The following is a 14,713-nucleotide window of genomic DNA, read 5'->3' on the forward strand; positions in this document are numbered from 1 at the left end:
TTCGGTACCACCCGCCCGCAACTCGTAGCCCCTGGCGAAGGCAACCCCCTGGGCCTGGACCCCGCCGACCCCCACTCCGCCGACGACCAACTCTCCTCGGAGCTAGTCCTGCCCGCCAACCGCGAGGTCGACCTCCGCCTCATCGCCCAGGACGTCATCCACGGCTTCGCCATCCCCGAGATGCGCCTCAAGCAGAACGCCGTCCCCGGCCAGACCATTCACCTCCACTTCACCCCCACCACCCCGGGCACCTACGCCATCCTCTGCACCCAACTCTGCGGCCTCGGCCACTACCGCATGAATGCCACCCTCCGCATCCTCCCACCCGACCAGTTCGCCGCCTGGCTATCCGCCAAAGAGCAAGCCGCAAAACAAGAGACGGTGACCCCTTGAACTTTAACCAGATCCCAAATCAAATCCCTCACCAGAAAGAGAATCCGGTCGAACCGACGAACCCTGTTCCCTCTTCCCTGCACCCTCTCCACTACCTCTTTACCACCGACCACCGCATCATCGGGATCCAGTACCTGATCCTCGCGCTTGTCTCCGTAGTCATCGGCACCATCCTCTCGCTCCTGATGCGCATCCACCTCGTCTGGCCCGACTGGCCTCTCCCGCTCCACGGCCCCATCCTCCCCGAAGACTACCTCGCGCTCGTCACCATCCACGGCACCATCATGCTCTTCTTCGTCCTCACCACCGCCCCGCAGGCAGGCTTCGGCAATCTCATCCTCCCCGCGCAGATCGGTGCCCGCCGCATGGCCTTCCCGGCCCTCAACGCTGCCAGCTTCTGGCTCACCGCCTCAGCCCTCGTCACCCTCCTCAGCTCCACCTTCGTCCTCGGAGGTTCCGCCATCTCCGGCTGGACCGCCTACCCGCCACTCAGTGCCATCGCCAGCGCCGGTCCCGGCCAGGCGCTGGGGATGGACCTCTGGCTCATCAGCATCGCCCTCTTCGCCGTCGCCTCCACCATCAGCTCCATCAACACCCTCACCACCATCCTTCGCAACCGCTGCACCGGCATGACCTGGGAGCGTCTTCCCCTCACCGTCTGGGGATGGTTCACCGCCGCGCTCCTCAGCATCCTCGCCTTCTCCGTCCTGCTGGCCGCGATCCTGCTCCTTCTCTGCGACCGCCACGCTGGCACCAGCTTCTTCCTCCCTGCCGGCAACCTCGTCAACGGCGTCCTTCACCAGGGCGGCAACGGCAGCCCCCTCCTGTGGCTCCACCTCTTCTGGTTCTTCGGACACCCCGAGGTCTACATCGCCATCCTTCCTGGCATGGGCCTCACCTCCATGCTGCTGGCCAACTTCAGCCACCGGCGCGTCTTCGCCTACCGTACCATGATCGTCACCACGCTCCTCATCGGCCTCCTCGGCATCCTCCTCTGGGGACACCACATGTTCGTCGCCGGCCTCAACCCCTTCGCCAGCTCCGCCTTTTCCATCTCCACCATGGCCATCGCGCTCCCCGCCGCTGCCAAGGTCCTCAGTTGGCTCGCTACCATCTGGCGCTCCAAGCCGCGCTACACCACGGCGATGCTCTTCGCCTTGGGTTTCGTCAGCCTCTTCCTCACCGGCGGCCTCACCGGCCCCATCCTCGCCCAGCCCATCCTCGACGAGTACCTCCACAACACCTTCTTCGTCGTCGCCCACTTCCATCTCATCATGGCGATGGCCGGCATCTTCGGTCTCTACGCCGCCACCTACTACTGGTTCCCTCTCCTCACCGCAACCCGCAACCATCCCGGCCGGCTCATGTCCGAACCCCTCGGCCGCCTCCACTTCTGGTGCACCCTCGCCGGAGCCTACGCCGTCTTTCTCCCCATGCACCTCACCGGCCTCGCCGGAGAACCCCGTCACTACTCCCAACTTACCGGCATCCCCGGCCCCGGCGGCTCCCTCAGCCCAGCCGGCCAGCTCCTGACCCCCACCCTCCCCCTCAACCACTTCATCACCTACGCCGCCATCTTTCTTGCCACCGCGCAGCTTGTCTTTATCTTCAATCTTGCCCGCAGCATGCATAAAGGAAACTTTGCGTCGTCTAATCCATGGCAAGCTACCACGCTGGAATGGCACGCAACTATGAATCCTTTCCCCACACACCCAGCATCCGATACATCAGACATCTCCGTACACCGTGCCCCAGGCCAATATCAATCAAACAAGGATGAAGTTTCGTTCCTGCCGCAATGGGCCCCCGTCCCATTCGAACAAGACAAAATCGAAGACGTCATAGACACAAAACCGGAGTAAGCTGTCCACAACGCGTGCATTCAAGGGGCAACTTCATGCCGGCAACTATCACACCCAATAAAACCGAGCAGGAGCGCAAGCGCCGCGTTGAAGATCACGACAACGGCTCGGGGCGCCGCCCACCAACCGACAAACGCACCGGTGGCGGCGGCGATAACGACAACTGGAACGATCGCCCTCATGGTCGCCGCGGCCCCTACGAACGCCTTCATCGATACCGCATGGGTATCTTCTTCGCCCTTGCCAGCGACCTCATGTTCTTCGTCGCGATCGTCAGTACCTTTTTCGTCAACCAGTCCACCGGCCACTTTGACGCCTATAACCACTACGTCAACGAGTGGCTCCCCACAGCAGTTCCGCCCATTCTATGGCTCAATACTGCCGTCCTTCTCCTCAGCTCCATCACCATGGAGATCGCCCGTCGCAACATGTTTCGTGAGACCGACGTCATGGACGAGTGGCTCGGCCTCGGTAAACCCATCACCCGCCGCGCTCTGCCCTGGCTCTCCGCCACCATCGCTCTCGGTCTCCTCTTCCTCGCTGGCCAATGGGTTGCGTGGCGTCAACTTGCGTCGGAGCATATCTTCTTCAAAACCAACCAGAGCAGCCATTTCTTCTATCTCATTACGGGCGTCCATGCCGTCCACCTTTTCCTCGGAATCGCCGCGCTACTCGCTGCCTTCACTGGACTCTACGTCTCCCGTCAACTGGAGAACCGCCAAATCCTTGTTGACAGTGCAGCCTGGTACTGGCATGCCATGGGCCTTCTCTGGATCTTCCTCTTCACTCTCTTAGCCTTCTTCCAATGAGCCTGCGTAAGCTCTCGTTCCTCGCGGTAGTCGGAACTACCCTTGCCTTCGCGCCCTTCGCTCATCCCCAAGGCTGCACCCAGTGTCAAGACAACACCGCCGCAACCTCACCGCAAACGAAAGCTGCCTACCGTCACGCCATTATCCTCATGACGCTGACCGCCAGCAGCCTCTTCCTCGTCACTCTCGTCTTCTTCAAGCGCCATCGATAACTGGATTATCGATAATGGGATTATTGATGGCAGCTGAAGTCGCTTATAGCAATCTTCAGCCCGTCCCATTCTTTTCCACAACAGAGATCAAGCTAACTACTTGAGTCGATGTTTGTGTACGTGCTCTGCTATAGATCCATGAAATCCATGCTGACGCGAAGACACTTCGTCATGACTGGCACATTAGCCGCAGTCAATACCGCTGCACTACCCTACACGATGTATGCAAAATCGCTCAGCCGCTTCAGCAATCTGCCTGCGTTACTGGCGCAACTTGAGCATTCAAATAGCTGCCGTCTTGGCGTGGCAGTGCTCGACACTGCCTCAGGCGAAAGGACTGGTCACCGCTCCGACGAGCGCTTTGCCATGTGCAGCACCTTCAAAATGCTATTGGCAGCGGCCGTACTGCAACGCGTCGACGCAGGCCATGAGCGCTTGAATCGCAACCTCTCTGTCCCTGCAAGACCTCTGGTGTCTCACTCGCCAGTTACCGAAGAGCATGCCGGAGCGGAGATGACAGTCTCCGCACTCTGCGATGCCATTCTTACGCAAAGCGACAACACCGCTGCAAATTTACTGCTCGACACCCTCGGTGGCCCCGGTGGCGTCACCCTCTTCGCCCGTTCCATCGACGATAAGATAACGCGGCTCGATCGCACGGAAACATCCCTCAACGAAGCCTTGCCAGGAGACCCGCGAGACACCACATCGCCATCGGCGATGGTCGAAAATTTACAAAAACTATTGCTTGGCAACGTCATCTCCACCAGCTCGCGGAATCAACTCATCCAATGGATGGTTGCGAATACATACGGTGACACACGCCTTCGCAAAACCCTTTCTGCAAATTGGAAGGCAGCTGACAAGACCGGAGCCAACGGAGAGACGACGACTAACGATATCGCCATCTTCTGGCCCCCTCATCACCCACCCGTACTGATCGCCGCATACCTTACGGAGTGCCCAGGCTCAGACGACAAGCGCAACACCATTCTCGCGGAGGTCGGACGTATCGTTGTGTCTTGTGTGACAGCAACGTGATTTGAGCGCTTACCACTAACGCATCTCACCACTCCTCTCTCTTAATACGGCAGCCCCTTCGACCGCTCTGCCTTCATCGCTCGCATATACCATTCAAACTCATCGAAAAACTTCCCACTCTTCTCCGCCAACTCCTGGGTCAATGCAACTCCATCTTCGCTTAGTGATTTATCGATCGACGGCACCGGTTGCAAGCTAGGGATCGTCGGCATCCCTGTCTCCGCCAACAGCGATCTTAGCTGCATCGCGGCTCGCACGCCGCCATATTGCCCCGATGAATAACAGACAATCGCTGACGGCCGGAACGCATACTCTTCAAGGAAATAGTCGACCAGATTTGTCAGGGCCGGCGGAATGCTGTGGTTGTACTCAGCACTCACCACGCAAAATCCATCCGCACGAGCATAAAGTTCAGCCAGCGGAGCCAGTTTTTCGTGAAGCTTCTCGTACTTGACGAGCTTCTCGTGCTTAATCTCTTTCCACATCTTGTCTAGCAGTGGGAGCTTCAACTCGGCGGCATCGACCAGCACCGCCTCGTGTCCCCGTTTTTTCAACTCCGCCATCACCCACTTCGCGGCACGATCACCCATCCGTTCGCTCCGCACCGACCCCAACAGTATCGCAACCACCATTGCATTCACCTCTTCTCACAACATCAAGAGTCAGATGCAACTCCGCGAACCCTCATCACCGCTGAACGAGAGTAAGACGCAACATTAATTGATCTGTGTTGAGTAAACTGAAATTTCTTTACAGGCTGATACTGCACTAGGGCGTGCGAAGCCTGGATGCATTCTACTTAGTTCATGCTCCGCGTACAGCGCCGCCTCGCCTATGGCCGTACTTACCCGGTGGCTAATAGTGCAACCGTTCTCAGCGGCCTTTCTTGTGCGCTACCTTCTTTGTCGGAGCGTGCTTCGCTGCTGCTTTTTTTTCTGGAGCTTTTTTCGTTGCTGCCTGCTTCTTAACCGGCAGCACCTTCTTGGCATGCACAGCTTTCTTCAAAGCTACTTTGGCAGATGCTTTTTTCGCTGGAGCCTTTGCAGGCGCCTTCTTGGCCGCTGGCTTCGCTGCAGGTTTCTTTGCGACAAACGGGACAGATTTTTTCGCAGGTGTCTTGCCGGCAACCTTGGCTGGGCTTTTCTTCACTGCCGTGCTTGCGCTCTTTGCCGCGACTTTACCCGGAGCTTTGGTTGCACTCTTACCCTTCAACGCGGCAGTAGTTTTAGGAGCAGGAGCAGCAGCCTTCACCGGCACTGCGGCCTTCTTCGCAACAGCCTTCACCGGAGCAACGGGCTTCGCCGTACCACTCTTGGCTGGGATACTCTTCGCAGGCGCGCTATCAGCAACCTCACTAGCTTCGGAAGCCGCGGTCGCCTCAACGGTTTCTCCACTGGCCTCAACCGCAGCCTTCTTCCGGCTCTTAGCCGGCTTGGCATCCTTCTTCGCCACGCGCGGTCTCCTCAGATGAACCGGAGGAGGAGGTGCCGGCGGAGAATACGGCTCGAGATACGCCTTCATCTCCTCTACCGTTCCCAGCTTGCCATCCATCAACTCGAAAAACAGCTTGTCTAGCAGCTCGCCATAGCCCGGCAGCTCGGGAACGATTCGCATCTCCTGCATCAACGTGTACGGCAGCTTCTGTTTCGCTTGAGCCCACTCCGTAAAGAATCCTTTGAACTTGTTCTGGATTCCTACATTCTTCGAGGTGTGCGCCACCCACAGGATCGACTCCGGCTTGGCCGAGTGAAGCAGTTTCCATGCCTGCGAAGGTGTCGCCGCACCCTTGCCGGAAAACTCTGCCGCAAAAGCCTTTGCCTCATCCTCCAGCGCTTCGATCTCGGCCACAAAGCCCTGTCGCGCAAAGCTCTTTTTTAGCGCCGCAATCTCTTTAGGGGCCATCTTTGCCGTCAGGTGAGGAAAGTTTGCAACTGCCGCCTCAGGATGAATACCCTGTATCTGCAACTGAGATTGCACATCCCTAAGCTTCTCGAGCTCCGTAATATTCGCCTTGGTGGACGACAACGCGGGAAACAAATGCTTGACCCATCCCTCAGCTTCTAGCTTCCTCAACACCCGCAGCGGATCTTCTTCATGGAAGATCTCCTCGGTCTCATACCCTCGATGAAACTCTCCCATCGCCGAGATGTAACCTTCTTGCTTTCCGGTCTCGTACCGCGCCTGGGTCTTCTCGTCCATCTGCCAGCCCAACCGGGCCATCAGACGCGCCGCACGGATCATCCGGACTGGATCTTCGATAAATCCGTAGTTGCTTACGAGCCGCAACTCCCGGTTCTCAATATCCGCGACCCCATTCAGCGGATCCATTAGCAGCCCATATGAGCCGTCATTGAGCGAGAGCGCCATGGCGTTCGCAGTAAAATCACGCCGCCGTAGATCATCCAGAATCGTCGCAGCTTTGATCACCGGTTTACCCGGCTTCGGATAAGAGACCATCAAAGTGCTGCCAATCTCCATCCTCACACCACCAGGAAACCGTACAAACAGCGACTGTCCAGCTTCCGATTCTCCGGTGATAACTCCATGAGCTTTCTCTATATCTTTCTTTAGTTTGAGAGCATTTCCCTGAACCACCACATCCAGATCGCGCACGGGAGATCCGCTGGTCATATCCCGTACTGCTCCGCCTACCAGAAACACGGTAAGTCCTTTGATGCGAGCCACTTCGCGTACTGCCAGCAACGCTTCGCGCTGCGCGTGTGAAAGACGATTTTCAAGCAGGTAGATGTAGTCGGCCATAACTGGTACTTTTACTCCAAGCCGGTTTCAACCGGGCCACTTCAATTCGTGCCGATGCCAAGCTAAGCTCAGACGAATCAAGCGTTTATAATGAGCCACACAGGTAAACGCAAAAGGCCAATGTAACACAGCATTAGCGAATTGACTACTCTGAATGCACCTTTTTCGTTGCTCCAACCGCTTGTATGTGACAATCACGAGTCTTTATGTCCTCCGCACACAAGAAGGTCATCGTTCGGCGCTTCACCGGGGAAACACTACCCGGCTATCTCCCTCTCTCCGGCTTCGTCCGCAATCGAATCATCGACATCCTGGATCTCAGCGGTCGCGTTATCTCGCTCGCCATCAACGAGATAAAGTACATCTGCTACGTGCGCGACTTCAACTTGAATGACACGGTCAACCCGGAACGACTCACCCGCCGCACCTTTCTGGCGAAGCCCCGTACCGAAGGCCTTTGGCTTCGGCTGACCTTTCGCTCCGGCGATCTCCTCGAAGGTCTGGCTCCTATCGACACGGCCTTGGCGGATGACTTCATCAACGACGCCGGCGTCCAGCTCACCCCGCCTGACGTCCGCTCTAACACTCAGCGCATCTTCGTCCCACGCGCCTCCGTGACAGACTTGCAGCTCCTGGCAGTCATCACCTCACCCTCCCGCCGCAAGCCCCTGCCAGCCTCCTCCGTTCCTACCCTGCAGGAAGACCTCTTCACGAACATGGTTCCTCCCAACACTCGCCCAAACTGAGCCTTCCGCCCCACCGCCCCGCATCAAGTCCATTACAATCCACACCATGCAACCCCGCACCAGCTCCGTCACCCTGGCCGAACTGGCCGATCATCTCGGCGCCACCCTCCACGGCGATCCCACCTCCAAAATCAATCGCGTCTCCGGAATCGAAAACGCCGGTTCTGGGGATCTCGCCTTCGTTGCCAACCCAAAATATGCCTCACTCGCACGCACCACTCAGGCAACAGCAGTTCTGGTTGAACCTGACTTCCCGGAGATCTCGGTCGCCACCCTCCGTCTCAAAAACCCGTATCTTGCCTTCGCCCGCGCCATTGAAATCTTCTACCAGCCCCCCCTCTATGCCCCGGGAATCCACCCCACAGCTGCCATCGCTCCGACCGCGCAGATCGGCGAGAACGCCCACATTGGCGCTTACGCTGTCATCGGCGAAAACGTCACCGTGGGCAACAACGCCATCATCCTTCCCCATGTCGTCCTCTACCCCTATGCTCATGTTGGTGACAACTTCTTCGCCCACGCTCACGCCGTCGTGCGCGAACACTGCCAGCTCGGTGACAACGTCACCCTCCAAAACGGAGCTGTCGTCGGAGCCGACGGATTTGGTTTTGCCCGCCAATCCGACGGCAGTTGGTACAAGATTCTCCAATCCGGACCTGCAATCATTGAGAACAACGTAGAAATCCAGGCCAATGCTTGTATTGACCGCTCATCGATTGGCGAGACTCGCATTCGCTCAGGTGCCAAGGTCGATAACCTCGTACAGGTAGGCCACGGCTCGACCGTGGGAGAAAACACTCTGCTCTGCTCTCAGGTCGGCCTCGCCGGTTCGACGATCATCGGTAAGAACGTCATCCTTGCCGGACAGGTCGGCGTAGCCGGTCACTGCTCTATAGGCGACGGGGCCATCGCAACCGCCCAGAGCGGAATTCCCGGCGACGTACCTCCAGGAAAAATTGTCAGCGGATACCCTGCAATCGACAATCGCCAATGGCTTCGTTCCGTCGCACTCTTCAATCGGCTCCCGGAACTACTGCGCGACATTCGCTCGAAACTAAAATAACCATCCATTTGGTGACCTTAGTCGTATATAAATCAAAGAGGTACTAGGGGGTAGCGCCAATGATTGAACCTCCCGAAAGCGTTAGTAACTCTTCAAACGAGATGCAAAGCACCACCACTCAGCCCGTTCGCGTTCTCCTGCTCGACGACGAGCCCACTAATCTACTTCTCCGTTCCGCCATTTTGCGCCAACACGGATATGAGTGTGCTCCAGCCTCCACCATCGAAGAGGCAACTGACCTCTTCAACAACATCGATATCGCAGTTCTTGACTATCATCTCGGAGCTGGGCAGTTCGGCACCGAAGCCGCGGCACTTCTCCGCCGCCGCCGTCCCCATGTCCCCATCATCATCCTCTCGGCCACCATCGACCGTTACTTCGGCGGCGTCGAAGACATGCATCTACTCAAGGGTCACAGCTCTGTCGAGGATCTCCTCGACGCCCTCAGCTCTCTCGAGGCCAAGCGACGTGGTGCACCTGTAGTTGTGGACGCTCGCGATTTCTTCTACTCCCGCATCGCCATGGCCATCGGTACCGACGTCCTTGTTCAGATCTTCGACCAGAATGGCATCTGGCAGTACTGTAACGATGCCGTCGCTGAATACCTCGACCAAACCCGTGAGTGGTTTATCGGGCGCTGTGTCTTTCAGGAGATGCGCCCCTTCATGCGCGACTGGAGTGATGTTCTCCACACCGTATGCCTCACCCGTGAGACCTACATCGACCGCACCCACCGTGGTCTCCTTGCTCAACCCCGTTCCCATGAGCAGCAGCTCACCTGGAGCGTTCTCGCCTTCCCCATTACCCTTCACGACAATCGCTGCGGTGCCGTCCTCACCGCTCGAGTCCTGGACAAGTTGCCCACGCGCAACTCCGAGCTTCTACCCTTCCTCTAGGACTTACCTTTGCATCTCTCATCGCTGCTTCTTTGTGTTCGGTGATAGATTTGCTCTTGCCCTTGTCTCAGGAATGCAGGGCTCAACCCATCCCACTGAATCGAAGCATCTGCTCCGTGCAGACAATCTGCCCTGATACCCTTGAACCTTATGCGTTCTCTGTCTGCGATCGTCTTCCTCACTAGCCTTGCCGCCACCGGTTGCCACTCACCTTATGTTGAGGCCACGATCAGCAACCACACCGGCCAGCCCATCGACCTCATCGAAGTCGACTACCCCAGCGCAAGCTTCGGCACCCAAAACCTGGCCACCGGCGCGAACTTCCACTATCGCTTCAAGGTCTTGGGTTCTGGCGCCTCAAAGCTTCTCTACACCGATAGCGCCCACAAAGACCACAAAGCGGACGGACCTTTCCTCAAAGAAGGAGCCGAAGGCTCCTTAATGATCATGATTACTCCCACCGGAGTCACTTGGCAGCCCGACTCCACCGTCGTTACCGCCAAGTAGCTCAAACCACCATTCAACTCTGAAGGAAAACTTATTTCGCTGTTTTGGTTCCGGCATTCAACGGTCCACGATGAAACTCGCGACCATGGGAACGAACCATCAGCGTTAAAACCGTCCCTAACGCCAGCAGGATAAAGAGCATTGCAAAAATAACGACCATCATCATAAGTTAGAGCCCTCTGCTGCACTTGCTTTCCGCAGCGCGCAACATCATAAGCTCCGTCAACCACAACCGGCAACACTTCAACTACAAAAAGCAAACACCCACCTCGTCCCAAAATGCGACGATCACTGCAAGGAAAATGATGGGAAGCATCTCAACCTACGGTTCCTCTGGCCGAGACGCACTGTGTTCGTTACGTTCCTTCAACTCCGAACGAAACCTGCGTCGCTCGGCCTCCTCGGTAAGATGTCGTCACCTCCATCTGCGATAAGCTGAAGGTGATGTCTTACGGATATTTCATCACCTTCGAAGGCCTCGACGGCTCAGGGAAAACCACCCAGCTCCGCCGCCTGGCTACTTCACTTGAGGCCGAAGGTCACACTGTTGTCACCCTCCGCCAACCCGGCGGCACTCCGTTAGGCGACCGCATCCGCAGCATTCTGCTCGACTCTCGCTCCGAAGCCGTCCTCGGGCCGATCTCCCCTGCCGCCGAAATGGCTCTTATGTTTGCCGACCGTGCCCAATCCATCGCCGAGGTAATCTTGCCTGCCCTGGCCGCAGGCTCTGTAGTCCTCTGCGATCGCTACACCGACTCCTCGGAGGCCTACCAGGGAGGAGGCCGACAGCTCGGCAGCGAGCGAATCCTCACTATGCACGCAGCCGCCTGCGACAATCTGCAGCCAGATCTCACGCTTCTTCTGTTGCCATCGCTGGAATCCTCCCTCCGCCGCGCCCGCCGCCGCAACCAGCGCCATGTCGAGAAGCAAGGCACCGATGAGAACCGCTTCGAACGAGAGTCCGACGAGTTCTATCGACGCATCTACGAGAAGTACGAAGAGATTGCCACCCGCGCGCCTCACCGCGTCATCCCCATTCGCGAAGACGCCTCCATTGAGACCATCGAACAGATCATCCGCAAGATCGTTCTCTCCAGACTCGACCACGCCGAAGCATAGTCCCGCTTCTTTCCACCCGATCAATGCAGCTCAACCACGCCCGTCGAAGTGTGTTCTCCTCATCTAACGAAGCAACTTCGGCGACAACACAACGTCATGACAACCCCTCCCCCAACCTTCGAAGCGCCACCGGAACCAACGACTAGCCAATTCAAGACTCCTCCCCCTTCCAGCAAGGGTCTGACGCCTCCTGGGCTCAAGCACTCCCTTCCCTTCTACGCCTTCAAACCCTGGGTGAAACTCGGCAGTCCCATCCTCCTTTTTGAGTATCTCCTCAAGACCTACGGCAACATCGCCTGGTATCGCTTCATGGGAACACCCATTGTCTTCATCAACGATCCCGAGTACATCCGTGAGATTCTCGTCACCCAGGCGGCCAACTTCGTAAAGGAGCGCACCGTACGTCGCATGAAGGTTCTCCTCGGAGAAGGTCTCATTACCTCTGACGATCCCATACACATGCGTCAGCGCAAGATCGCCGCGCCTGCCTTTCATCGCCAGCGCATCGCCGCCTACGGCGACCAGATCGTAGCCTGCGCTGCCCACCAGCGCGATTCCTGGCAAAAAGAATCTTCCTCAGGACAGCAAATTGACATCTCCGCCGCAAGCATGAAGCTATCGCTCGAAATCGTAGCTCGCACGCTCTTCAATACCGAGGTCACCGCAGACATTCGCAGCATCAACGATGAGGTCAACACCATCATGGACCTCTACAACTTCATCGTCGCCTTCCCGAAGATCGAATCCTTCATCCATCTCCCCATCCCCGGCATTATGAGGTTTCGCCGCTCCAAGGCTCGCCTCGACGCGGTAGTCGACCGCATCATTCATGAACATCGAGAAGCCGCCGCCCGCGGTGAACCAGATCGCGGCGATCTCCTCTCCATGCTCTTAGCCAGCAAATATGAATCTGACGACGCCACGCAGCAAACGGGCATGTCCGACGAACAAGTCCGTGACGAAGTCCTCACCATCTTCCTCGCAGGCTACGAGACCGTAGCCAACGGCTTGGCCTGGACCTGGTATCTCCTCAGCCAGAATCCCGATATCGAGGACAAACTCCACACCGAACTCAACACCGTCCTCGGTACCGGCACAAACCAACGCCTCCCAACGCTAGCCGACTATCCAGCCCTTCGCTACACCGAGCAGATCTTCGCTGAATCCATGCGTCTCTATCCGCCAGCGTGGGCAATGGGTCGCATGTCGACCAAGCCCGTCACTCTCGGGCCATACACCATTCCCGCGGGCGCCCACTTCTTCTTCAGCCAATACATCATGGGACGCGACCCTCAATACTTCCCGGACCCGCTCCGCTTCGACCCCGACCGCTTCACACCTGAAAACAAGGCCATCCGTGCAAAGTTCACCTACTTCCCCTTCGGCGGAGGCAGCCGCCAGTGCATCGGAGAAAGCTTTGCCTGGATGGAAGGCGTCTTCAGCATCGCGACACTGGCCCAGCGCTGGCGTATGACCTACCTCGGCTCTGCACCACCTGAGGTTCAGGCGAAGATCACCCTCCGTCCACGGAACCCCCTCATGATGCAGCTCATCCCTCGATAATCCGGAATGACAATCGAAAATCTTGGCAGTCTACGGGATCGTGAAGACAAGACCGGTGCTGACGCTGAACAACCGGGAAGAGGAGTATGTGACCGTCTCATTAAAGAGCGTGCTGTTGATCGTCGACAGCCCCCCATACCCAAGCTCCACTGCTCGAAAGTCCACATGGCTTGCGAGCGTGTAGTCAACACCTCCAAATATCCCGTACTGTACGCGGCTGGTGTGGACCGAACTTGTCGGAGCCTTGGTGGAGCCAACCCCCACAGCCAACTGACCGTATGGCTTGAACGCCGACTGCAGCTTCGCCACCACCCTGCCGCCAATCAGAAAACTGTTAAGCGAAGCATTGTTGGCCTTCGAAAAAGAGTCGCGGATATCGACACCCGCATCGACCTTCTGGCCATGATAAAAATCGTCGTACCCGCCGATATTCACACCGAAGAACGTTCGTGAGGTCACATTGTCCCCAAGAAACGCAAAGGTCCCTGTATCCGCCGTTGAGTTGCTTACGTTGATGCCGACCGGGTTGATATACAGACCAACTTGGGCGTGCGCAGCGATGGATGTAATCGCTAGCACCATGCTTGAAACGACAAACCGCAATTTCATGGGTACGGATCCTTTGGGTAAAGAACGTTCTATGCCTTCATCAAGTCGGCTTATCCAGTCTAGTCGCCAGAAGCAGTTTCAACATACTTCAAACACTGGCGAACCAGGGATGCTCACCTTCCGCGTCTTCTGAAAAGAGTGTCTATACTGTGTTCCTCAAGGTAAATTGTCTCTGCACCATGCAAATCAAACTTCGAACACGGGAACTCTTCCTCGTTTTGCTGACCACACTGACCACCGCTGCCCTGTCTTCGGTCATGCATGCTCAAGCCGGCGCCTCACCCGCAGAACAGGCACTTCTCCAGCTGACCAACCGCACCCGCGTCGCTCACAATCTTCCTCCTCTCCACTGGGATAGCGACTTGGCCAACGCAGCCCGGGCACACGCCCAGCGCGTCGTCCGCGAGCACGGAGAACTGCTGCACCAGTACAGCGGCGAACCCGACCTGACCGCTCGCGGCGCACAGAGCGGAGCCCACTTCACTACCATTGCGGAGAACATCGGCAGCGGCCCCGATCCCGTCCAGATCCACCAGACATGGATGAGCACACCATCCCACCGCTCCAACATCCTCGACCCCAATCTCAACGCCGCAGGAATCGCAGTCGTCGCCGATCAGGGACTTCTGTACGCTGTAGAAGACCTCTCTCACAGCGTTGCTATTCAGTCCTTCGACTCTCTCGAAAAGCAGGTAGCTCAGACTCTGCAAGCTCACGGCATCGCCCCCGCCGCATCCAACGCCGACGCCCGCCAGACATGTTCTATGCCGAGCGGAGCCGCCGGCACGCCAAAGCTCGTCGTCCAATGGGATGGACCGGACCCCACCCTGCTGCCGGACGCGCTGCTCCGCGCCATCGCAACTGGCGGATACACCTCCGCCCAGGTAGGAGTATGCGCCACCAAACAACCCAATCCGCAGTTCACCACCTACAACGTAGCCGTCCTGCTCTATTAGCTCAAGCCAGTTCAAGCTCTAGTTGCTTGCCTGTGCAATGACTCTCATCGGATCTGATTTCAGAGTCGATCCGCGGGGGACATTCGTCACCGCCTCTCCCCTCCTCTACCGGGTATCATAGAGGTAGATTGGCGCACCGGATCATCTCAGAGGTCGGCGCGCTCAACCTTCCTAAAC

16 protein-coding genes are annotated in these 14,713 nt (G+C 57.5%); 12 read left to right on the forward strand and 4 right to left on the reverse strand.

Going from position 1 to position 14,713, the window contains the following annotated elements:
- The 5 genes from GSQ94_RS13095 to bla form a co-directional block, all read left to right on the forward strand.
- Positions 1-393 (forward strand): cupredoxin domain-containing protein (locus GSQ94_RS13095; protein WP_371417510.1); only part of this gene is annotated, 393 nt, incomplete at its 5' end.
- On the forward strand, positions 390-2,255 hold the full coding sequence (locus GSQ94_RS13100; protein ID WP_254063856.1) for a cbb3-type cytochrome c oxidase subunit I: 1,866 nt from the start codon (positions 390-392) through the stop codon (positions 2,253-2,255). The genes GSQ94_RS13095 and GSQ94_RS13100, both read left to right, overlap by 4 nt.
- Positions 2,256-2,290: 35 nt before the next feature.
- On the forward strand, positions 2,291-3,064 hold the full coding sequence (locus tag GSQ94_RS13105) for a cytochrome c oxidase subunit 3 (protein ID WP_158944329.1): 774 nt from the start codon (positions 2,291-2,293) through the stop codon (positions 3,062-3,064).
- Positions 3,061-3,276 carry a copper resistance protein CopC gene (locus GSQ94_RS13110; protein WP_158944330.1) on the forward strand — a complete coding sequence of 72 codons (216 nt, stop codon included), beginning with the start codon at positions 3,061-3,063 and terminating at the stop codon, positions 3,274-3,276. The genes GSQ94_RS13105 and GSQ94_RS13110 overlap by 4 nt, the downstream gene beginning before the upstream one ends.
- 147 nt (positions 3,277-3,423) lie before the next feature.
- On the forward strand, positions 3,424-4,317 hold the full coding sequence (gene bla / locus GSQ94_RS13115; protein WP_158944331.1) for a class A beta-lactamase: 894 nt from the start codon (positions 3,424-3,426) through the stop codon (positions 4,315-4,317).
- Between the two features lie 41 nt (positions 4,318-4,358).
- Here the strand turns inward: bla and GSQ94_RS13120 are convergent, their stop codons facing one another.
- Both GSQ94_RS13120 and GSQ94_RS13125 read right to left on the reverse strand, forming a co-directional pair.
- The gene (locus GSQ94_RS13120) at positions 4,359-4,949 is read right to left on the reverse strand and encodes an NADPH-dependent FMN reductase (protein WP_158944332.1); all 591 of its coding nucleotides are present in this window, start codon (positions 4,947-4,949) and stop codon (positions 4,359-4,361) included.
- Positions 4,950-5,190: 241 nt separating this feature from the next.
- Positions 5,191-7,077 (reverse strand): CCA tRNA nucleotidyltransferase, encoded by a 1,887-nt coding sequence (locus GSQ94_RS13125; protein WP_158944333.1) that lies wholly within the window; start codon positions 7,075-7,077, stop codon positions 5,191-5,193.
- A gap of 206 nt (positions 7,078-7,283) precedes the next feature.
- Between GSQ94_RS13125 and GSQ94_RS13130 the strand changes: the two genes are divergently transcribed.
- The 4 genes from GSQ94_RS13130 (at position 7,284) to GSQ94_RS13145 (ending at position 10,289) form a co-directional block, all read left to right on the forward strand.
- Entirely contained in the window at positions 7,284-7,823 is a 540-nt protein-coding gene (locus tag GSQ94_RS13130) for a hypothetical protein (RefSeq protein ID WP_158944334.1), read from the forward strand.
- A gap of 46 nt (positions 7,824-7,869) precedes the next feature.
- Entirely contained in the window at positions 7,870-8,886 is a 1,017-nt protein-coding gene (gene lpxD, locus GSQ94_RS13135) for a UDP-3-O-(3-hydroxymyristoyl)glucosamine N-acyltransferase (RefSeq protein ID WP_158944335.1), read from the forward strand.
- A 59-nt stretch (positions 8,887-8,945) separates the two neighbouring features.
- On the forward strand, positions 8,946-9,782 hold the full coding sequence (locus tag GSQ94_RS13140; RefSeq protein WP_158944336.1) for a response regulator: 837 nt from the start codon (positions 8,946-8,948) through the stop codon (positions 9,780-9,782).
- 150 nt (positions 9,783-9,932) lie between these two features.
- Positions 9,933-10,289, forward strand: a complete 357-nt coding sequence (locus tag GSQ94_RS13145) for a hypothetical protein (protein WP_158944337.1) — start codon at positions 9,933-9,935, stop codon at positions 10,287-10,289.
- A 31-nt stretch (positions 10,290-10,320) separates the two neighbouring features.
- On the opposite strand, the gene GSQ94_RS21670 is transcribed toward GSQ94_RS13145, so the two are convergent.
- Entirely contained in the window at positions 10,321-10,455 is a 135-nt protein-coding gene (locus GSQ94_RS21670) for a hypothetical protein (protein ID WP_256369974.1), read from the reverse strand.
- 278 nt (positions 10,456-10,733) lie between these two features.
- Between GSQ94_RS21670 and tmk the strand changes: the two genes are divergently transcribed.
- Together tmk and GSQ94_RS13155 are read left to right on the forward strand one after the other, a co-directional pair.
- Positions 10,734-11,408: a dTMP kinase gene (gene tmk / locus GSQ94_RS13150; protein WP_158944338.1), complete on the forward strand. Its 675-nt coding sequence runs from the start codon at positions 10,734-10,736 to the stop codon at positions 11,406-11,408.
- Between the two features lie 96 nt (positions 11,409-11,504).
- Complete coding sequence (locus GSQ94_RS13155; RefSeq protein WP_158944339.1) at positions 11,505-12,971, forward strand: cytochrome P450; 1,467 nt, start codon at positions 11,505-11,507, stop codon at positions 12,969-12,971.
- A gap of 30 nt (positions 12,972-13,001) precedes the next feature.
- Here GSQ94_RS13155 and GSQ94_RS13160 read toward each other — a convergent pair whose 3' ends face one another.
- Positions 13,002-13,580, reverse strand: a complete 579-nt coding sequence (locus tag GSQ94_RS13160) for a hypothetical protein (RefSeq protein ID WP_158944340.1) — start codon at positions 13,578-13,580, stop codon at positions 13,002-13,004.
- Positions 13,581-13,798: 218 nt separating this feature from the next.
- Here GSQ94_RS13160 and GSQ94_RS13165 point away from each other — a divergent pair, with 218 nt between their 5' ends.
- Complete coding sequence (locus tag GSQ94_RS13165; protein WP_158944341.1) at positions 13,799-14,536, forward strand: CAP domain-containing protein; 738 nt, start codon at positions 13,799-13,801, stop codon at positions 14,534-14,536.
- The last annotated feature ends 177 nt before the right edge of the window (positions 14,537-14,713 follow it).

Origin of the sequence: Granulicella sp. S190, from assembly GCF_009766095.1 — a bacterium.
Lineage (GTDB): Bacteria > Acidobacteriota > Terriglobia > Terriglobales > Acidobacteriaceae > Edaphobacter.

Excerpts from the sequence above, each read along its gene's own strand:
- GSQ94_RS13120 (WP_158944332.1), bottom strand. The coding sequence starts at position 4,949 with ATGGTGGTTGCGATACTGTTGGGGTCGGTGCGGAGCGAACGGATGGGT.
- GSQ94_RS13145 (WP_158944337.1), top strand. The coding sequence starts at position 9,933 with ATGCGTTCTCTGTCTGCGATCGTCTTCCTCACTAGCCTTGCCGCCACC.
- GSQ94_RS13160 (WP_158944340.1), bottom strand. The coding sequence starts at position 13,580 with ATGAAATTGCGGTTTGTCGTTTCAAGCATGGTGCTAGCGATTACATCC.
- GSQ94_RS13140 (WP_158944336.1), top strand. The coding sequence starts at position 8,946 with ATGATTGAACCTCCCGAAAGCGTTAGTAACTCTTCAAACGAGATGCAA.
- GSQ94_RS13130 (WP_158944334.1), top strand. The coding sequence starts at position 7,284 with ATGTCCTCCGCACACAAGAAGGTCATCGTTCGGCGCTTCACCGGGGAA.
- GSQ94_RS13155 (WP_158944339.1), top strand. The coding sequence starts at position 11,505 with ATGACAACCCCTCCCCCAACCTTCGAAGCGCCACCGGAACCAACGACT.
- tmk (WP_158944338.1), top strand. The coding sequence starts at position 10,734 with ATGTCTTACGGATATTTCATCACCTTCGAAGGCCTCGACGGCTCAGGG.
- GSQ94_RS13110 (WP_158944330.1), top strand. The coding sequence starts at position 3,061 with ATGAGCCTGCGTAAGCTCTCGTTCCTCGCGGTAGTCGGAACTACCCTT.
- GSQ94_RS13105 (WP_158944329.1), top strand. The coding sequence starts at position 2,291 with ATGCCGGCAACTATCACACCCAATAAAACCGAGCAGGAGCGCAAGCGC.
- lpxD (WP_158944335.1), top strand. The coding sequence starts at position 7,870 with ATGCAACCCCGCACCAGCTCCGTCACCCTGGCCGAACTGGCCGATCAT.
- bla (WP_158944331.1), top strand. The coding sequence starts at position 3,424 with ATGCTGACGCGAAGACACTTCGTCATGACTGGCACATTAGCCGCAGTC.
- GSQ94_RS13125 (WP_158944333.1), bottom strand. The coding sequence starts at position 7,077 with ATGGCCGACTACATCTACCTGCTTGAAAATCGTCTTTCACACGCGCAG.
- GSQ94_RS21670 (WP_256369974.1), bottom strand. The coding sequence starts at position 10,455 with ATGATGATGGTCGTTATTTTTGCAATGCTCTTTATCCTGCTGGCGTTA.